18 protein-coding genes are annotated in these 20277 nt (G+C 39.3%); 10 read left to right on the top strand and 8 right to left on the bottom strand.

Annotation, left to right across the window (positions count from 1 at the left end; genetic code table 11):
• Positions 1 to 2 precede the first annotated feature (2 nt).
• The 3 genes from TEGAF0_RS07750 to TEGAF0_RS07760 all read left to right on the top strand — a co-directional run bounded on the left by TEGAF0_RS07750 (position 3) and on the right by TEGAF0_RS07760 (position 3087).
• The gene (locus tag TEGAF0_RS07750) at positions 3 to 1265 is read left to right on the top strand and encodes an adenylosuccinate synthase (protein ID WP_264897485.1); all 1263 of its coding nucleotides are present in this window, start codon (positions 3 to 5) and stop codon (positions 1263 to 1265) included.
• A gap of 86 nt (positions 1266 to 1351) precedes the next feature.
• A complete protein-coding gene (locus TEGAF0_RS07755; protein WP_264897486.1) occupies positions 1352 to 1798 on the top strand; it encodes a hypothetical protein in 447 nt (148 codons plus the stop codon).
• A gap of 14 nt (positions 1799 to 1812) precedes the next feature.
• Entirely contained in the window at positions 1813 to 3087 is a 1275-nt protein-coding gene (locus TEGAF0_RS07760; protein WP_264897488.1) for an anthranilate synthase component I family protein, read from the top strand.
• Here the strand turns inward: TEGAF0_RS07760 and yihA are convergent.
• The 5 genes from yihA to gpmI form a co-directional block, all read right to left on the bottom strand.
• A complete protein-coding gene (gene yihA, locus TEGAF0_RS07765; protein ID WP_264897490.1) occupies positions 3076 to 3702 on the bottom strand; it encodes a ribosome biogenesis GTP-binding protein YihA/YsxC in 627 nt (208 codons plus the stop codon). The genes TEGAF0_RS07760 and yihA overlap by 12 nt on opposite strands.
• Positions 3703 to 3810: 108 nt before the next feature.
• Positions 3811 to 6018 (bottom strand): TonB-dependent receptor plug domain-containing protein, encoded by a 2208-nt coding sequence (locus TEGAF0_RS07770; RefSeq protein ID WP_264897491.1) that lies wholly within the window; start codon positions 6016 to 6018, stop codon positions 3811 to 3813.
• A 65-nt stretch (positions 6019 to 6083) separates the two neighbouring features.
• A complete protein-coding gene (locus TEGAF0_RS07775; RefSeq protein ID WP_264897493.1) occupies positions 6084 to 6581 on the bottom strand; it encodes a hypothetical protein in 498 nt (165 codons plus the stop codon).
• A 6-nt stretch (positions 6582 to 6587) separates the two neighbouring features.
• Positions 6588 to 7076, bottom strand: coding sequence for a heme-binding domain-containing protein (locus TEGAF0_RS07780; protein WP_264897495.1), 489 nt, complete (start codon positions 7074 to 7076; stop codon positions 6588 to 6590).
• A gap of 10 nt (positions 7077 to 7086) precedes the next feature.
• Positions 7087 to 8610: a 2,3-bisphosphoglycerate-independent phosphoglycerate mutase gene (gene gpmI / locus TEGAF0_RS07785; RefSeq protein WP_264897496.1), complete on the bottom strand. Its 1524-nt coding sequence runs from the start codon at positions 8608 to 8610 to the stop codon at positions 7087 to 7089.
• Positions 8611 to 8720: 110 nt separating this feature from the next.
• On the opposite strand from gpmI, the gene TEGAF0_RS07790 reads away from it, so the two are divergent.
• From TEGAF0_RS07790 to TEGAF0_RS07815, 6 genes are all read left to right on the top strand, one after another.
• Positions 8721 to 9104 (top strand): DUF4783 domain-containing protein, encoded by a 384-nt coding sequence (locus TEGAF0_RS07790; protein WP_264897497.1) that lies wholly within the window; start codon positions 8721 to 8723, stop codon positions 9102 to 9104.
• Positions 9105 to 9113: 9 nt separating this feature from the next.
• Positions 9114 to 9977, top strand: coding sequence for a carboxylating nicotinate-nucleotide diphosphorylase (gene nadC / locus TEGAF0_RS07795; protein WP_264897498.1), 864 nt, complete (start codon positions 9114 to 9116; stop codon positions 9975 to 9977).
• Between the two features lie 70 nt (positions 9978 to 10047).
• The gene (locus TEGAF0_RS07800) at positions 10048 to 11952 is read left to right on the top strand and encodes a tetratricopeptide repeat-containing sensor histidine kinase (protein ID WP_264897501.1); all 1905 of its coding nucleotides are present in this window, start codon (positions 10048 to 10050) and stop codon (positions 11950 to 11952) included.
• Positions 11952 to 12296, top strand: a complete 345-nt coding sequence (locus TEGAF0_RS07805; protein ID WP_264897502.1) for a translation initiation factor — start codon at positions 11952 to 11954, stop codon at positions 12294 to 12296. The genes TEGAF0_RS07800 and TEGAF0_RS07805 overlap by 1 nt, the downstream gene beginning before the upstream one ends.
• Before the next feature lie 81 nt (positions 12297 to 12377).
• Positions 12378 to 12908 carry a hypothetical protein gene (locus tag TEGAF0_RS07810; RefSeq protein WP_264897503.1) on the top strand — a complete coding sequence of 177 codons (531 nt, stop codon included), beginning with the start codon at positions 12378 to 12380 and terminating at the stop codon, positions 12906 to 12908.
• Between the two features lie 91 nt (positions 12909 to 12999).
• Positions 13000 to 15408, top strand: a complete 2409-nt coding sequence (locus TEGAF0_RS07815; RefSeq protein WP_264897504.1) for a zinc-dependent metalloprotease — start codon at positions 13000 to 13002, stop codon at positions 15406 to 15408.
• A gap of 108 nt (positions 15409 to 15516) precedes the next feature.
• Here TEGAF0_RS07815 and TEGAF0_RS07820 read toward each other — a convergent pair whose 3' ends face one another.
• Positions 15517 to 17175 carry a pyruvate dehydrogenase complex dihydrolipoamide acetyltransferase gene (locus tag TEGAF0_RS07820; protein WP_264897505.1) on the bottom strand — a complete coding sequence of 553 codons (1659 nt, stop codon included), beginning with the start codon at positions 17173 to 17175 and terminating at the stop codon, positions 15517 to 15519.
• A 52-nt stretch (positions 17176 to 17227) separates the two neighbouring features.
• A complete protein-coding gene (locus TEGAF0_RS07825) occupies positions 17228 to 18682 on the bottom strand; it encodes an NADP-dependent isocitrate dehydrogenase (protein WP_264897507.1) in 1455 nt (484 codons plus the stop codon).
• Positions 18683 to 18815: 133 nt separating this feature from the next.
• Here TEGAF0_RS07825 and apaG point away from each other — a divergent pair, with 133 nt between their 5' ends.
• On the top strand, positions 18816 to 19202 hold the full coding sequence (gene apaG / locus TEGAF0_RS07830) for a Co2+/Mg2+ efflux protein ApaG (RefSeq protein WP_264897508.1): 387 nt from the start codon (positions 18816 to 18818) through the stop codon (positions 19200 to 19202).
• 17 nt (positions 19203 to 19219) lie between these two features.
• Here apaG and gldB read toward each other — a convergent pair whose 3' ends face one another.
• Entirely contained in the window at positions 19220 to 20224 is a 1005-nt protein-coding gene (gene gldB / locus TEGAF0_RS07835; RefSeq protein ID WP_264897510.1) for a gliding motility lipoprotein GldB, read from the bottom strand.
• Positions 20225 to 20277 lie beyond the last annotated feature (53 nt).

A 20277-nucleotide genomic window follows, 5' to 3' on the forward strand; every position in this document is an offset into this window, starting at 1 on the left:
CTATGGTTGACGTAATATTAGGTTTACAATGGGGTGATGAAGGAAAGGGTAAAATAGTAGACTATTTTGCACCCAATTATGATATCGTAGCCCGTTTTCAGGGTGGTCCGAATGCCGGACATACACTGTATGTAGAAGGTAAGAAAATGGTTTTGCACCAAATTCCTTCCGGTATTTTTCATCAAAATAAAATCAATATCATTGGCGGGGGCGTTGTATTGGATCCGGTAACTCTGAAAAGGGAGTGCGATGCGGTTGCAGCCCATGGAATTGATGTTCGTAAAAACTTATTTATTTCTGAACGCACCAATATTATCGTTCCCACGCACAGAGCATTAGATAAAGCTTCTGAATTATCCAAAGGAGAAAGCAAAATTGGATCAACGCTTAAAGGCATTGGACCTGCTTACATGGATAAAACTGGCAGAAATGCATTGCGCGTAGGTGATTTACTGGATAAAAATTTTACAAGCCAGTACATTAAACTTCGCTTGAAGCACCAGAAATTACTGGACAATTTCCATTTCATTGAAGACATTTCCAGCTGGGAAGATGAATTCTTTGAAGCATTGGAGTTTTTGAAAACATTAAATGTAATCAACTGCGAATACTTCATCAATAACGAGATTACCAAAGGCAAAAAAGTGTTGGCCGAAGGTGCTCAGGGAAGTATGTTGGATATAGATTTCGGAACCTTCCCGTTTGTTACTTCTTCTAATACCATATCAGCGGGAGTTTGTACTGGTCTTGGCGTTTCTCCAAAGAAAATCAATGACGTAATGGGTGTTTCTAAAGCCTATTGTACCCGTGTGGGCAGTGGTCCTTTCCCTACAGAATTGGAAGACGCAACAGGAGAAGAATTAAGAAAAATAGGCAGCGAATTCGGCGCAACTACTGGCAGACCAAGACGTTGTGGATGGATCGACCTGGTTGCTTTGAAATATACCTGCATGATCAATGGTGTAAACAAAATCATCATGACTAAGGCAGACGTATTGGATAGTTTTGAAAACTTAGAAGTTTGTACCGCTTATAATGTGAACGGTACCGTAACCGAAGAAGTTCCTTACCAGATTTCAAGAGCAAAAATCAGTCCTGTACTGAAATCATTCAAAGGATGGAATACCGATACTTCTAAGATTAAAACACAAGATGCATTACCTGCGGAAATGAATACTTACATAGATTTCATCAACAATTATGTAGGTGCGCCTGTTAAGTATGTTTCAAACGGGCCAGGAAGAGACCAGATTGTGCCCCTTTAGTTTTGGCATTTGATTTGATAATGAAAAATTTATTTGGTTAATATAATTTTGCGTACAAATTTTACGCTCTAAATCTTATTAGAAATATGGCAGCGAAGTCTGATAAGGATAAGAAATCCTCTACCCCAAAAGTGCCCGCTAAAGCAGCGGCGAGTAAACCATCTCCTAAAGCAAAAAAGAAGGAAGATGATGACGATGATGATGATTTTGAAGATGAAGAACTGGAGGTAAAATCTACCGCCAAGAAAGCAGGCAGCAAATCATCTGCAAAGAAAAAGTCTGACGACGATGACGATATCGATGAAGAAGACGAAGACATGGAAGATGACTGGGAAGCTTCTGAAGAAGACGACAGTTGGGATCCTGACTTTGATGAATTTGACCTTCCAAAAAGCAAGGGCAAAAAAGCTACAGGCGGCAAAAAGAAAGACGAAGAAGAAGATGATTTTAAAGTAGATGAAGACTTCAAGGAATTTGACCTCTTTAATGATAAAAGTGGCGGATTTGATGATGACGAAGACGATGATTTCTAAATAATATATCATTCTTGAAAAGAAATAAAAAGGCATTCTCCGTTTCTGAAATGCCTGACTTCAAAGAGCAAATACTACAATGGATTCAACCATTTGGTGTTTGCTCTTTTTTAGATAATCATCTATACAATTTACCACACCACTCAGTGGATTGTCTGGTTGCAGCAGGTGCATTGCAGGTGATTAATGGAGCTGATACTGCTGCTGCTATTGATGCATTTTACCAGACAGAAAAAGATTGGCTTTTCGGGCATTTTTCTTACGAATACAATACACCGCAAAACTGTAGGACCCAGCAAAAACATCCGGCAGGATTCAGCGATGCATTTTTTTTTAGACCAGATCATATTCTGCTAATCAGTGGAAAAGAACTATTAATTGAATCTTATTCCAGAGACCCTGATGCAATTTTTAATGAAATAAGTGCTATAAGAATTAAAGAAGGCCGGTTACAGTCAATTCAATGTTCCCCAAGAACAAACAAAGAAAGCTATCTTCAAACAATCCAACATCTCTTGAATCATATTCAGCAAGGTGACTGTTACGAAATCAATTTTTGTCAGGAGTTTTTCGCCGAAAATATTGAGCTAGACCCCATCACTACCTATCGTCAGCTAACCCAGCTATCTCCAAATCCCTTTGCTTGTTACTATAAAGAAAACAATGCTCATTTACTATGTGCCAGTCCGGAAAGATGGCTCAAAAAAGAGGGTAAGGAATTATTATCGCAACCCATTAAGGGAACTCTCAAAAGAGACCTGAACAATGTTGATCAGGATAACAGGTTAAGGGATCAGCTTACCAATAGCTTAAAAGACAAAAGTGAGAATGTAATGGTAGTAGACCTGGTTAGAAATGATCTGAGTCATGTTTGTAGAGCCGGTTCAGTAATCGTTTCTGAATTATTTGGAATCTACAGTTTTCCTCAGGTGCATCAGATGATTTCGACCATTAAAGGTGAATTGTTACCAGAAAACGGCATGACTGAAATTATTAGTGCCAGCTTCCCAATGGGAAGTATGACCGGAGCACCAAAGAAAAGAGTAATGGAACTGATTAGGCAATATGAACCAATTGAAAGAGGCGTTTTCTCTGGTGCCGTAGGTTATATAAAACCCAACCAGGATTTTGACTTCAATGTAGTTATCAGAAGCATCTTATACAACGATTCAACTAAATATCTAAGCTATTTAGTTGGAAGCGGCATTACAATATACAGTGATCCGGAACAGGAATACCAGGAATGTTTATTAAAAGCAAAAGCCATTGAAGGGGTTCTAGGCAATTGATTCGTTCTTCTGTTCAATAAAAGAAAGTATCTCTTCTCTTCCCAAATTTTTCTCCGCACTGGTTACAAAATGCTGGGGCAGAAACTGCCAGCTGCTTCTTAATATGGCGAAAAAAGCGTCAATATTTCTGGCAACTACAGCCGGTTTTTCTTTATCCGTTTTGGTGAATACCAGGCTAAAAGGAATCTGCCACTTATCTAATTGACTAATGAACTCCAAATCAATTTTCTGCGGTTCGTGTCGGCTATCAATTAATACAAATACATTAATCAGGTTTTCTCGTTTGCGCAGGTAATTTTCAATCATCTGTTCCCAGCGTCTGCGGGTACTTTGTGCAATTTTGGCAAAACCATAGCCCGGTAAATCAACCAGATACCATCTGTTAAAACCCTTGGAATGTTTCTGCGAACTTTCAATCTCAAAGTGATTAATCAATTGGGTTTTACCAGGAGCAGAGGAAGTTTTTGCCAGCTTGTTATTTTTACAAAGCATATTAATTAAAGAAGACTTACCTACATTGCTTCGCCCAATGAATGCATATTCAGGTCTGTCTGGTTTGGGACATGCTTTATAATCTGCATTTGAAATCAGGTAAGTTGCTTTTTTAATTTCCATACTGCAAATTAAACAAAAGCCCCCACCAACTAACGATTGGTAGGGGCTATTCTTTAGTAAGCTGATGTAAAACTTACTTATGATGAAAATTTCCCATTATTCAAGCAATTAAAAACTGGCTTTCAGGCTAAGGGAAAGGTTTCTGCCCGGTGCAGAAATGCCACTGGCAAAATAGCGATAATTCTTATCGAAGATATTTTCAAGCGCAACCTGAAGTTGCAAAGCAGATTTTATCTGCAAAGCTGTTCTGAGGTTAATGGTATGCCAGGAAGGCATCCCATCTGGTGTGGCATATTGCAGGTTATCTTCTCCGTTGGGATTATAATCGGTTAGTTTTTTCCAGCCGTTAAATAAAACAAATAACTCTGCATTCCACTTATCACCTGATTTTTTCATTGCGATTCTTCCATGTGTTGGCGGAACATGATCCAGTGGAATGCTACCATTTACTGCATCTGTAAATTGTCCCCTTGTAATATTGACTACCCCTTCTACATTTAGCTTGGGCATAATTTGTAAAGAAGCATTTACACTAAATCCGTATAAATGGGCTTTGGCTTTATTCTGCAATGCATATACAGCACTTTTAACCCCACTATAGAAAATACTATCTTGGTTATTAAATAAAAACTTGTCTAAAACCAATGCATTAGTGAAGGAAGTATAAAATACTGCGGCACCAAAACTGAAGCGTTCTCCGTATTGCTGAATATTTGCCTCTACATTGTATGTGTATTCCGGTTTAATCTGCAAATTTGGAACAACCACAAGGCCTGTTCTGGAATCAAAAACTTTAGCGAGGTCGTCAATATTGGGTGAACGGAAGCCTGTACTGAACACCAATGCAGCTCGTAAATTATTGGGGCTGGCATAAACAATACCAATATTCCCAGTGATTGCTTTATTTACCTGTCTGACTTTCGTGAAAGGGAAACGGGTTAATCCAGTATCAACAAATTGTGCATTTAATTGAACCAAATTAAATCTAAGTCCTTCATTCAGGGTAAAATGCTGATTAATCTTATAGGTATGCTGAGCAAAAACAGCATGGGTACTCATACTGGTTGGACCATCCGAGTAACGCGTAGTAATCCTGGATTTATTTCCGGTAACAATATTAACTCTTTCAGCAGTAGAACGCAGAAAATTGGAATAGGTTTCCGCACCAACATGTAGTTCATGATTGCCAGCATAGTGTTTCGCATCAAAATTCAGCCCAAAAACATTAATTCTTTCCCAACGAAAATCTTTGTTATTGTTTTGAAATCTTCGGGTGATTCTGCTCTCTTCAATATCTTGATAACTAGCAGTAAATTTAATGTCCCGGAAAAAACCATTTTGTTCCTTAGCAGTAAAATGATACGCTGCCATATTTCTGATTTGTGGCCCATAGTACCATTCAGCGAACACAGGTGTATTTCCCGATTTTTCAGATAGCCGATCATACCTTGGTATGTCATTGCTGTTAGAGAACTGCAAATTCAATACATGCTGTATTTTATCGCTTGCCTGATACAAAAATTTCTGCGTAACATCTATTTGTTTGTATCCTGATGCTATTTGCTTATTCGGATTAGGATTGGGTACAGATACATCCGTATTGCCATTTCTGATAACATAAAAATCCTTTCTACCGAAATTGGGATATGCTGCTGAACGCCGCCCACCTTGAATCAGGTCACCGAAACTACCATAAGTTACAGATGTAAAGGAAGCCCACTTTTTTCCGCCAATATTGAATTGAACATTGCCTCTGTTTTCCTGAACTGCAGTTGCATAACGCAAAGTTGCCGAACCGCTCACCTCCGTTTTATTACTTGCTGCTAAAACGGGATTCTTCGTAGTTAAACTAATTACTCCCCCTAAAGCATCACTACCAAATAAAGTGGAGGAAGGCCCATATAAAATTTCTATGCGGTCAAGCACCATATTGTCCACGGTGATGATATTTTGCAAATGACCCGCACGATAAATGGCGTTATTCATTCTAACTCCGTCTACTACCGTTAAAATCCTGCTTGCTTCAAAACCTCTTATAACAGGGCTTCCACCACCCTGCTGACTTTTTTGAACAAATAGTTTACCAGACTGAATAATAGCATCTGCTGTATTATTCTGAAGATTCAATTGTTGTTTATTATTTATGACATCAATGGTTTGTGCCACCCGTTTAAACTTTTCAGCAAATCGGCTGGAATACACCATTACATCATCTAACAATATTGCTTTATTCTGAACACTATCCTTTGCTGTTTGTGCATTTGATATAAACACACCAAACAACATAGGAATAATGGTCAATAATTTATTGATCATTGATTCAATGTTTAATGATAAAATGTAGCAAATGCTACGTTACTGTAAATGAAGGATACAAAAAATCAATGTCTTGGCGGAGGTACAATTATATCCAGATAAATATGCTTTATCCCCTGTTGAAGACTAAAAAAAGTGCGGCTATACGCAATCCATTGAACAGGCAAATGCAAAGCCTGTTGAACTAAACCCATCGATTGAATTACTATTAACTTGACCAGAAAATCCTTAAACTTTCCCTTATGATGGACTATCTGATTGGTCTTATCATGAATTGCCTGCTCTCTATGATCCGTTAATCCATCAACCTGAAATCGGCCGTCGGCTAATTGAGTAAAAGCTACTACGTCAAACATCACTCCCCGGATCTTCATTTCCCTTCCTTCCTCTACCCAAGCAAACTCATGACTTTCTAAAACAAACCTTTCCAATTTGTTAGATGCAAGTGCCTTTTCCATTTCAAGCTTGACCATTTGCTTCTGTACCTGTAAAAATGCAAATACCAATAAAGGCAAAACCTGAATAGTAAGCAGTATAGCAACAACAAATTTGCGGAAAGTCAATTGTAGTTATTTCTTCTTTTTCATAATGAGGCTGTCGGCAGGATATCTTGCTTTCATTGTGTCTCTCACCGCCGTTGACCAATTCACAAGAATATTTTTTTCTTCCATGGTTAAATTGGCATTGCGATGAACAAGGGTATACGACTCCAATGGCATTTCACCCTCTTTAACTTCGTCAATTACTTCTTCTAATTTATGGTATTGCTTAGCAAGTCTGTAACTTGCAAATTCATTAAAGTTCAAATGCTTTTTGCCATCTTTTACATGATCATCCAACCACCAGGCAATAGGTTGAACCTCTGCATACCAGGGATACACGGTTTGGTTACTGTGACAGTCATTACATGCTTTCACCAAAATCTGATCAACTTCTGCAGGAACAGCATATAGGGTGCTGATATCATTCTCTTTATTACCTGATAGATTTTTTTCAGGTCTGAAAGCCTGTAGAATCAGAAAAACTACCAACAAGGCAAGCAATACTTTTTTAAACATGGTTAATTTTTTAGTGGGTTAAAATGTTTCCTGTCATATCTGCCGGAACAGGGATATTCATGAACGATAGAATAGTTGGAGCAATATCGCCTAATTTTCCAGGTTTCACTTCTCCTCTCCAGGTCTTATCAATTACAAACAAAGGAACCGGATTCAGCGTATGGGCCGTGTTGGGAGACCCGTCTTCATTAATTAGATAATCTGCATTACCATGGTCGGCTGTTAAAAAGATGGTATAGCCATGCTCAATTGCGAGTGTAACAATTTTAGCTACACAACTATCAACAGTTTCAACTGCTTTTACTACTGCTTCAAATACACCTGTATGACCTACCATATCCGCATTGGCAAAATTCAGACAAATAAAATCTGCAGATTCTGCAGCGATTTCCGGCAGCAACTTCTCGGTCAATTCTGCTGCACTCATTTCAGGCTGCAAATCGTAAGTGGCCACTTTGGGAGATGGCGCCATAATGCGAGACTCCCCTTCAAAAGGCAGTTCCCTTCCCCCACTAAAGAAGAAAGTAACATGTGGATATTTTTCTGTTTCTGCAATTCGGATTTGCTTCTTTCCATGGGCTGCAAGCACTTCCCCAAGGGTATTGGTCAGATTATCGTTTTCAAATATGACCTGAACATTTTTAAATGTCTGGTCGTATTGTGTCATGGTTGTATAATGCAATTGCAGGGGTTTCATATCATTTTCCGGAAAAGCCTGCTGCGTTAGAACTTCTGTAATTTCTCTGCATCTGTCTGTTCTGAAATTAAATGCAATTACCACGTCTCCTTCCGCTATTGTGGCAGTGGGTTGCCCCTTCGCGTCGGTTATAACAGTTGGCAAAATAAACTCATCTGTAACACCCGCTGCATAACTATTCGCAATAGCTTCTGTTGCAGAAACAGCCTTATCCCCTTTTGCATGAACCAGACAATGATAGGCCAACGCTACACGTTCCCATCGCTTGTCTCTGTCCATAGCATAATAGCGGCCAGATACAGTGGCAATGGTTCCTGTTGAATTTTTCAGGTGATTTTCCAACGAAGCTATATACCCCATTCCACTTTTTGGATCTGTATCCCGGCCATCCGTAAAAGCATGAATAAAAACATTGCTTAGGCCTTGTTCATGAAAAATACTGCAAAGTGCCTTTAAATGACTGGTATGCGAGTGAACGCCGCCGTCGCTTACCAAGCCCAACAGATGCAATTTTTTTCCTGGCTTCTTAGCTTCAGTAATGGCAGCTTGTAAAGCAGGGTTTTTCGCAAGAGAGCCATCTCTAACAGCCACATTAATCCGCTGTAGTTCCTGATATACAACTCTACCTGCTCCTAGATTCAGGTGGCCTACTTCACTGTTTCCCATCTGGCCATCCGGCAACCCAACATCTTCTCCACATGTAGTTAAAGTAGTATTGGGATATTGTTGATATAATGAACTAACAAATGGCACATGGGCGTTCTGGATAGCATCAGCCGATTTTACCTGACCAAGTCCCCATCCATCCATAATAATTAATATAACTTTCTTACTCATGCGTTAAAGTTAACTTTTTTATCATTCAGCTTTTGGCTGTACATTTATCTGACAGAAAAAAAAGCCGATTTTGGCATGATTATAGCAGATTTTAAGGTTAAATGGTTTTTATGAAGCACTGGATAATGACGATTTGTTTGGTATTGGGGGGATTCATCTCTGCTCAGGCACAATCAGACACTGATTTGGTAGTAAGAGCGTTAAAGACTGGCAATCCGGAAATGATAACCACTTACCTGGACGATTTTGTAGATCTTAAATTATTAGACAAAGATGAGGTAAAAAACATGAGCAAGAATCAGGCTGCCATGGCATTGAAATCATTCTTTAGCGAACAGAATATTAAAGGATTCGAAAAAGTATCCGAAGGAGGAAAAGGAAATCTTATTTACATACTGGGAAAGCTGACCACATCGGGTAAAAGTTTTAACATCACCGTTCAGTTAAAACAAAAAGCAGGCAATTTCTATATTATTACCATGCGTATCAGTTAATTTAATTACATGAGTGCATTTGATATTGCCCTATCCGCTTTAGTAGACAACGCAATCAAAGAAGACGTAGGCAACGGAGATCATTCTACGCTTAGTTGTATTCCAAGAGACTTAACAGGCAGGGCCGTTTTAAAAATTAAAGAAGCAGGTATTCTGGCGGGTGTTTCTGTGGCGGAAAAAATTTTCAAACAACTGGAGCCCAATGCCACCATTACCGTTTTTAAGAAAGACGGAGAAAGGATGCTGGTTGGTGACATTGCTTTTGAAATTGAGGCAACTGTTCATACAATTTTGAAGGGAGAAAGACTGGTATTAAACTGTATGCAGAGAATGAGTGGCATTGCCACGCTCACCAGACAATATACCAGTTTGCTGAATGGCTTTCACACCAGGTTATTGGATACCAGAAAAACAACTCCAAATTTTCGTTTACTGGAAAAGGAAGCTGTTAAAATTGGAGGAGGTATCAATCATCGTTTTGGTTTATACGATATGATTATGCTAAAAGACAATCATATTGACTATTGCGGAGGAATTATCAATGCTATTGAGAAAGCCTATTCATATTCACAATCTTTGAGCAGTCCACTTAAAATTGAAGTGGAAACCCGTACGCTGGATGATGTTACCCTTGTATGCAACAAGGCGTTAAACAAAATAGACCGGATTATGCTGGATAATTTTCAACCCAATCAAATACAGGCAGCGCTTGCTCTTATTCAGGGAAGGATTGAAACAGAAGCTAGCGGCGGAATTGGTCTTCATAATATTGTTGACTATGCAAAAACAGGAGTAGACTTTGTAAGTGTCGGCGGCATCATTCACCAGGCAAAAAGCCTGGATCTAAGTTTAAAGGCCAGTTTTACAAAGTAATTTTCAAGATTCATTATAAATTCCGGAGATAGCTGCTTATTTGTTGTAAATTTCCGGTAGAAAATCCAGCATGAAGCCAGGTATCAAAAAGATAATTTATCTTTTTAGTTTTACCCTTTCTTCTATACTGATTAACGCAAGTCATGCTCAACCCTTTTCAAAGGACAGCATTGATGTGTTAATCAACAAAGAGACAGGGGTAAATGAACGTGCAGCACAATTGAATTTTTTCGCAGAACTGCTGGCCGACAAAAATACTGTACTGGCAACCAGCTACGCAAACCAGGCATTGGTATTATCTACCCAGCATAAAATTCACAAAGAAAAAGGGAAAGCCTTAAATAATCTTGCCTGGATTAAATATCGAAAAGGAGATTTTACTTCGGCTTTTGAATATAGCACCCAGGCACTCAGATGGAATGAACAGATGAAGAATTTGCCAGAATTGGCAGCCTCTTATCGCTGCATGGCTTCTGTTTATAATTCACAGGGGAACTATAAAAGAGCCATTGACTTTTTTGAAAAGGACCTGGAATTGCATAGCCGTCTAGCCGACAACAGAAGTATTGGAAGAGCGCTTAATAATATCGCTTTTTGTTTTTTTAAACAGAAAGCAATGGATAGTGCTCGTATTTTCAATCAAAGAGCACTGGAGCAAAATCTACAATTAAACGATAATTATTTATTGGCTTTTTCTTATAGAAATAAAGGAGACCTGGCTGAATTTGAAGGTAAACTTGATAGTGCAAGAATGTATTTTTCAAAAGCAATTCAATTGGCAGAAAAAGCAAAAAGTATACAACTTCAAGTAACCGGATTATACCGGATTGGTCGAAACTTCAACAATGAAAAAAAATACACAGCCGCCATCGCTTATCTGGAAAAAGCATTGGCACTCGGTATTCAAATGGGCGCAAAATCAGAAACTGCGTTAATATATAATTTATTGGCTAGCGCTCATGAAGGGAATGGCAATTTCAAAGAAGCTTATCAGGCCCAAAAGAAATTCAGCTCACTAAATGATTCCTTGTATCAGGAACGAAGCAGGTCTAAACTAGCTGAGATGCAGGCAAAATTTGAAGCAGAAAGAAAACAAACTGAAATCAATCAATTAAAAAGAGATAAACAACAACAAGATAAAGAGAGTCAACAAAAAACTTTTCTAAACATTTCATTGCTCATCACTTCGCTTATTTTTGTCATCATGTTGCTGGTAATCTGGAGAAAAAATAAATTTAAAACAGCAACGAACTTATTACTAAATCAACAGAAAGAAGTACTGGAAGAAACCCTTTTACTAAAAGATAAAGTTTTCTCTATCGTTTCCCATGATTTAAGGTCTCCTATTGCATCCTTAAATGCTGTTTTACCTATGTTAGATCCTGACACATTGGATAAAGACACTTATAAAGAATTAAAAGATAAACTAACGTTGCAGGTACAGAACCTTCATTATGTTCTGGACAACCTTCTGGTATGGTCGAGATCGAGGATGAAGGGTATAGCAGGAAATGAAAGTATCCTGTTTCAATTAAAAAAACAGACTGAATATTCTGTTAACCTGCTGAAGGCATTGGCACAACAAAAAGGAATCACTATTGATAATCAGATTGACGATGAACTGTATTATATGTCAGACTCTCAGCACTATGATATCATTATTAGAAATCTGATTTTAAATGCGATCAAATTCACCCCGGAAAAGGGTGTTATACGGCTAATTAGTGAAGACCAGAACAACCATATCCGTATTGCGGTTACAGACAACGGGGTTGGAATGACCCAGGATCAGATAAATCGTCTTTTTCAATTAAAAACCCATTTTACCACACCGGGAACACATAAGGAAAAAGGTACCGGTCTTGGGCTATTAATTTGTGCTGAATATGCCGCAGCCAATAACTGGAATATCGAGGTGAAAAGCGAACCAGGCAAGGGAAGTCAATTTTCGCTTATTTTACCAAAAAATACATGATGAGTAAGAAAAATACAGCAGATAAATCCGGTTTTGTATACAGCACCAACCCAGATTTTCAATTTAGCAGGGAAGAGGAAAACCAGGTAGAAACGCTTGCTCCCGCCGAACAGCGTCTATGGATACAACTCGATAAAAAACAAAGAGGCGGCAAAACAGTTACACTGGTGACTGGTTTCATTGGCTTAGGAGAAGACCTGGAAAAGCTTTCCAAGCAATTGAAAAACTTTTGCGGTACCGGCGGAAGTGCAAAAGACGGAGAAGCCATCATTCAGGGAGATCAGCGGGATAAGGTACTTGCCTGGTTACTAAAGAACGGCTATGCCAAAACCAAAAAAAAATAGAACCCTGCTGAATTATTTTTTGTTAGGAAAAAATTCTAACTTACTGTCATTCTAAAACTTTTCATTCAAACTAATACCATCATGGCAAAAGCAAGTAAAAAGAAAGCTGCTAAAAAAGCAGCTCCTAAAAAAGCAGCCAAAAAAGTAGCCCCCAAAAAAGCAGCTAAGAAAGCCGCTCCTAAAAAGGCCGCTAAGAAAGTTGCTCCCAAAAAAACTGTAAAGAAAGTAGCTAAGAAAGCTGCCCCAAAAAAAGCAGCAAAAAAAGCAGCACCTAAAAAGGCTGCTAAGAAAGTTGCTCCTAAAAAAACCGTAAAGAAAGTAGCTAAGAAAGCTGCCCCAAAAAAAGCAGCAAAAAAAGTAGCTCCTAAAAAAGCTGCTCCTGCTAAAAAACCAGCCGCCAAGAAAGCTGCTCCTAAAAAAGCAGTAAAAAAAGTAGCTCCCAAAAAAGCTGCTCCTGCTAAAAAACCAGCCGCCAAGAAGCCTGCTAAAAAAGTAAGTGCTCCAGCACCTGTTGCAGCAGCAACACCGGTTGCACCAACTCCGGCACCTGTAACTGTTGAAGCGCCAACGCTGTTTACTCCTGAAACACCAGGTACAGAAAACAACGGTTAATTTGTAGCTAACAATATATACCTGACCCTGTTTTTATTGAGTAAAAGCAGGGTCTTTTCTTTTTCTCTGCTCAAATATTAAAATGAAACACATGAAAAGATGGCTTATCATGCTCGCTTGTTTGTTTGCTATTACACTTCAGGCACAAGTAATCTCTCCAATAACTGAAAAAACAAAGTCCATGAAAAAAATGGAAGGATTTTTTCCCTTTTGGCACGATGCAGCAAACGGAAAAATCTGGTTATTGGTGAATAAAATTAATACCGAGTTTTTATATATAAATAGTTTACCTGCAGGTCTGGGGTCCAATGACATTGGACTAGACAGAGGGCAACTGGGCGATACCCGAATTGTTTATTTTTATAAAGTCGGAAAAAAATTATTACTTATTCAACCCAACTATAATTACAGAGCCAGTTCTGCAGATATTCAGGAACAAAAAGCAGTGGCTGAATCTTTCGCTTCTTCAACACTGGCATCTTTTACCATAGAAGCAGAAGAAAATGGCAACTATTTAATTGACATGACTGCATTCCTTTTAAGAGATGCACATGGCGTTGCAGATAAAATCAGAAGCATGCGTCAAGGCAGCTATACTTTTAACGAAGCCCGTTCTGCTATTTACATGACCAACACAAAAAATTTCCCGCTGAATTCAGAATTTGAAGCTATGATCAGTTTTGTTGGGGGGGGCGATGCCGGAAGGTTCATAAGAGCAGTAACACCATCTACAGAAGCAATCACCGTTAGAATGCATCATTCCTTTGTTCAGCTACCCGACAATCAATATAAGCCCAGAAAATACGATATACGAAGCGGATACTTTGGAAAGTCTTTCTATGACTATAGCAGCGATTTTGCAGAGCCAATACAACAAATGGTGATATCCAGACACCGTTTATTTAAAAAAGATCCAACCGCCCCCGTGAGTGAACCGGTAAAACCAATCATCTATTATTTGGATAATGGAACACCTGAGCCAATTCGTTCCGCCTTGCTGGATGGAGCAAAATGGTGGAATCAGGCATTTGAAGCAGCAGGCTACAAGAATGCATTTATCGTTAAAATACTGCCGGATTCTGCAGACCCTATGGATATCAGATACAATATGATCAACTGGGTACATCGTTCAACCAGAGGATGGAGTTATGGTGCCTCCGTTTCAGATCCGCGCACTGGAGAAATTATCAAAGGGCAGGTAACACTCGGGTCCTTAAGAGTAAGGCAGGATTATTTAATTTTTACTGGATTACTATCTCCGTACGAAACGGGCAAAAAAGTTCCAGAAACAATGCGTCAGGCTGCATTACAAAGACTAAGGCAGTTATCGGCACATGAAATTGGTCACACATTGGGCCTGCAACACAATTATGCATCTAGCGTTAACAACAGAGCTTCTGTAATGGATTATCCCCACCCTGCCGTTACTTTAAACAATAAAGGGGAAGTCGATTTTAGTCAAGTATATACCAATGAAATTGGTGAGTGGGATAAAAGAGCTATTCGGTATGGTTATACGCATTTTGCAGATGGCGTTGATGAAAAGAATGCACTTAATAGCCTATTGGAAGAAAATCAACGTAGAGGATTATTATTCATTGCCGATGCTGATGCAAGAGCTGCAGGAGGATTTCATCCCGATGCCCATTTATGGGATAATAGTGCTGATGCTGTAACTGAAATGGACAACGTGCTGGCAGTTCGAAAGAAGGCGCTGGAAAAATTCAGCGAGAATGCCATTCGTCCTAACGAACCAATGAGCTTACTGGAAGATGTATTGGTGCCAGTATACAATTACCACCGTTATCAGGCCGAAGCCGTAAGTAAATTAATTGGCGGTATTAACTACAGCTATAATGTAAGAGGTGACAAACAGATACAACCAACAGTAGTTCCTGCTGCTACTCAGTTAAAGGCATTACAGGCTATTCTCAAAAGCTTATCTCCAGAAGTATTAACAATTCCTGATAGAATTGTACAAATGATACCACCCCGACCTCCTATGTATTATGGAGTAGGAGAAACTTTTCCGAAAAGAACAGGTATGAGCTTTGACCCATTGGCTGCAGCTGAGGCATTGACCCATTTTCAATTATCTTTCCTTTTTAACGCGGAACGCGCCAATAGACTGGTGCAATTAAAGGCAATGTCGGGTACACCAGGATGGGATGATGTTTTGGATGCGGTTATTAATGGAACCTGGAAAGCCAAGCCGGCAAAGGGTTTAGCAAGAGAAGTTCAAAAACAAACCCAGCAAATGGTACTAACCTGGTTGCTTGCTCTTAGCAAAAACGAACAAGCCAACTATACTGTACAGTCAATTTGTTACAACAGATTAGATGCATTGAAAAAATATGCAGCTACTCAACTCAATAACAACAACGATAAAGCTCATTTCAGCTATGCAATTGAAAGGATAAACAATCCCAATGATATTGCATTACCACAACATAAAGAGATACCTCCAGGTGCACCTATTGGATGTGATTGGGATCACTAAACAATACGTTTCTTTTGCAAATAAAAAACCTCACTTAACGTGAGGTTTTTTATTTATTACTAATGTCTTGTTTTTGTATATCAACACGCCCAATGTAATGGAATTAATTTATACCAACATTCTTACCGGCTCTTCCAACAATTGCTTCAAAGTTTGCAAGAAAGCAGCGCCTGTTGCTCCATCTACAACTCTGTGGTCACAACTTAATGTGAGCTTCATGATATTTCCCGGAACAACCTGACCGTTCTTTACTACAGGTTCCTGAGAGATACCACCCACTGCTAATATACATGCATCCGGAGGATTAATGATTGCAGTAAACTGATCAATTCCGAACATGCCCAAATTAGAAATAGTGAAAGTACTTCCCTCCCAGTCTGATGGTTGTAATTTTTTGTCTTTTGCTCTTTGAGCAAAATCTTTTACTTCGGCACCAATCTGTGATAAAGATTTACTGTCTGCAAATCTTACAACCGGAACCAATAAGCCTTCATCTACTGCTACTGCTACGCCAATATTAATATGATCATTGTAACGGATAAAGTCGCCCATCCAGCTACTATTGATTTTTGGATGCTTTTTCAAAGCCATAGCTGTTGCCTTCACCACTAAATCGTTAAAGCTGACTTTTACTGTTGCTACTTCATTGATTTTAGTTCTTGCTGCAATGGCTGCATCCATGTCAATTTGCATGGTTAAGTAAAAATGCGGTGCAGTAAACAAGCTTTCACTCAAACGCTTGGCAATTACTTTACGCATTTGTGAAACAGGAACATCGGTAAAGCTTACTTGTCCAACAACTGCATTGCTGATTGCAGGCGCTGCAGATTTTGCAGCAGGTGCAGATGCAGCAACAGCCGTAGCAGGCGTATACTGATCAATATCTATTTTAGTAATTCTTCCATTGTCACCTGACCCTTTCACATATTTAAGATCAATTCCTTTTTCCGCTGCAATTCTTTTGGCCAAAGGAGAAGCAAAAATTCTACCTGTATTCACTACAGCTGGTTCAGACACTGGTGCTGCCACAGAGGCTGGTGTTGCCTGTGCTGGTGTAGGAGCTGCTGTAGCCGGTGCTGCCACAGAAGCGGTAGAACCAGATCCTGCTTTAACAGCTGCTACAATTCCCGCCACATCCAATCCATCCTTACCTATAATACAAAGTAATTCGTTTACTAAAATTTTCTCTCCTGGTTGAGCTCCCTGGTACAACAAAATACCATCTTTATAGCTTTCCAGTTCCATTGTGGCTTTATCAGTCTCAATGTCTGCAAGTACGTCTCCTTTTTTTACTACATCACCCACATTTTTTTGCCAGGAAGCAATAACGCCTTCCGTCATGGTATCGCTCAAACGAGGCATTAATACTACTTCTTCCATTGCAGCAATATCCACTGTTGGAGCACTACTTGCTGTTGGCGCTGGTGCAGCTGCTGAAGCAGGTGCCTCAGTTGCTACAGGAGTTGCAGTTGCCGCTGAAGCAGCTCCGTTGCTCCCGTGAATTTTAATCAATTCACTAATATCTTCTCCTTGCTTACCAAAAATGGCAAGTAAATCGTTTACTTGTAGCTTTCCGCTATTGGGAGTACCTATATGCAATAAGACACCGTCCTGGTAGCTTTCCAGCTCCATTGTAGCCTTATCTGTCTCAATTTCTGCCAGAAGATCACCTTTTTTAACTGTGTCTCCCACGTTTTTATGCCATGCGGCAATTACCCCTTCAGTCATGGTATCACTCAATCGGGGCATTAATATCACTTCAGCCATTGTTCGTATCTGCTTTAAATGAGCCGTGAAATTACGTTAAAAATCAACTCAATTACTGCCCCTGTGCCAGACTGTAGGCTTTTTTATCGCCCCACATATTCAAAATTTCTGTTGAACATACTTTAAAATCAGCCGTAAGGCGCTTGTATAGTTCAACGATATCGGTCTGGGTCAGTGGTTGGTCACCCACACTCTCAAAACGACAACGGTACTGGTTTACCAAATTGGTGAACACCGAACCTTTAGGCCATACCTGGGTACCACGGTTACTGATAGTTACCAGTTTAAATAAATCAAAGGTATGCTGTAAACATTTATCTGCTACTATAGTAGGCTGTTCATTGCTTTCTATGAACATATCTACTCCAACAATAAATTCATTCATTTCCTCCTTGGATTCCAACATTGGGTTGTGCTCTAGTTTGAATACAGTTGGGGTGATGGCCGCATCATTCAATAGCGGTTTTGGATTGTGAGCAGGTTGCTTACCAAAGTTGGCAATAATGGCATTTGCAAATTCAGTGGTATTTAATGCAGTTGTGTTCTTATCACCAAAGTCACCTGTATGCTGACCAGATTCTAGGGTGTACAAGAGAGCATTCTCAATCATTGCTGCGGACTGCATCAATCCGAGGTGACGAAGCATGCCAAACCCACTTAACAATAAAGCTGTTGGATTCGCAATATTCTTACCAGCTATATCTGGTGCAGTACCATGCACTGCTTCAAATATGGAAATATGATCCCCAATATTAGCAGAAGGAGCAAATCCTAGCCCGCCTACCAAACCAGCGCAAAGATCGCTTACAATATCACCCTGTAAGTTAGTTAGTACCACCACATCAAATAAATCAGGGCGGCTAACTAGCTTCATACATAAATCATCAACAATTACATCATCCGCTTTTAGTTCCGGATATTCCTTGGCAATTTCATAAAACACTTCAAGGAATAAACCGTCAGTAAGTTTCATGATATTGGCTTTATGTCCGCAGGTAATTCTTCTGCACCCTTTCTTCTTAGCCATTTCAAATGCATAACGGATTACCTGAGCACTACCTGGACGTGTAATGAATCGTCTGCTCAATGCAACGTCGTTCGTAAGCATATGCTCAATACCACCATAAGTATCTTCAATATTTTCCCTTACAATCGTTATATCAATAGGCACTCCGGCTTTACTAAAAACAGTATCTACGCCATGTAGTGTCTGGAATGTTCTTTTGTTTGCGTAAGTATTCCATGTTTTGCGGGCAGTTACATTCACACTTTTCACTCCCTTGCCTTTTGGTGTTTCCATAGGCCCTTTAAATAATATACCCAATGACTCAATGGTTTGCTGCGCTTCCGGAGTCATCCCGTTGCTGTAGCCTTTGTCGAACACCCATTTTCCCATTTCAACTACCTGATATTCAAGGGGTACATTGGCGGCATTAAAAATGGACAAAACAGCGTCCATAATTTCTGGACCAATTCCATCTCCTTTAGCTACAGCAATTTTTGTCATAATCGTTAATTTTTGTGGTGCAAAAGTACAGCCGAATCAATGATTTTAAGCAATTATTCACAGGTTAATTTCTTAAAATAGACCATATAGAATGTTAATTTACCTACATTTACAATGATCAATAACAATATCTATGGTTTCTAAAATTTCAGCGGGAATTGAAATCACAGTAGAAGTTTTCTATCAGTCCGATTACAGTAATCCACTGAAAGGGGAATTCATGTTTGCCTACCGAATTACCATAGAGAATCACAATAAATTTTCGGTACAATTACTCAGAAGACATTGGTTTATTTTCGACAGCAACGCAGAACACAGGGAAGTAGAAGGAGAAGGGGTTGTGGGAGTACAACCGATACTAGCTCCCGGGGAGCAATATACCTACGTAAGCGGCTGTAATTTAAAAACTGAAATGGGGAAAATGCAGGGAACATATACCCTTATTAATCAATATTCGCAGGAAACATTTAAAGTGCCTATTCCAGCTTTTGATTTAGTAGCACCATCTAAAATGAATTAACCCTCAGCAATAGCAGGCTAACCTGGCTTGTATCTGGATTCTTCAAATAGTTTAATAGGGTCTTTTTTCATGAGCGAATCCATGCTAATCCCTTTATTCTTTGCAGCCCACTTTTTTACAATCTGCCAACCCACAAACTGACCAATATTTCCGGGAGAATCTTTTCCAAGCGCATTGGTAAAGGGTCCATCTGTCACGTATTCCCGAATCAGTTGCGGATCGGTTTTATACAACATGTCATTTTGAACAAAAAAAGCCCAAATATTTTTCTCATTGGAATAGCAGGCGTCCAGCTGTTTTTGCTGATACCCTATAATTAAAGAGTCTGCTGTTGATGGAAGTAAATGATCAGCCAAATAGATTCGTTTTCCTGATTCCACCATTTGAACAATCAATGGTTTTCCAAAATACTGACCAGGGTACAAATCCATCACAATCGCATTCATAGCACTTACCGGAATATACTCCGGCTCAAATCTTCTTGTAATATAAGCCGGGTATAATATTTGTCCCTGTTCGCTGGTATAAAGCGGATGGTCTTTGCCCATGAACAATTGTAATCCTATGGCAATGGCATCTTCCGTTATAATAGAAGCAAAACTGTTAACAGGCCCCACAAATGTGATGAGTTTTTTGGGCAGAACATACTGTGGAAAATAATATTTCACCAGCTGTAATCCATTTTTAATATTGCTGACTTCTTCATTTTGTTTTTTAAAGATAGCAGCACTGGATTTGTACAACGGTTGATACGCCTTATAAAAACCCTTGAGATCTGCTGCTTCTCTTTGTGGCATCAGTTCGAGGATATTGGAAAGAAAATCAGTTGTAAATCCTGGATATTTTTGATTCAGAGCCTGAATAGAAACTTCCAGCTGTGTGGTATCCATGGCAAAAAAATCATCTTCGAAATGTTGAACTTCAACAGCTAATTTAATATGAGATACATCCGGAGTGGCTTCCTGGTTGTTACAGGAGAGCAAACCTAGGGCTAGTCCAGATAACAGGAAAAATCTTTTCATATGCGAATTAACGGAAAGGATTGCCATCCTATTGTTAAATTGATGAAATTTGC

The sequence above is a fragment of the Sediminibacterium sp. TEGAF015 genome (assembly GCF_025997995.1).
Classification (GTDB): Bacteria; Bacteroidota; Bacteroidia; order Chitinophagales; family Chitinophagaceae; genus Sediminibacterium.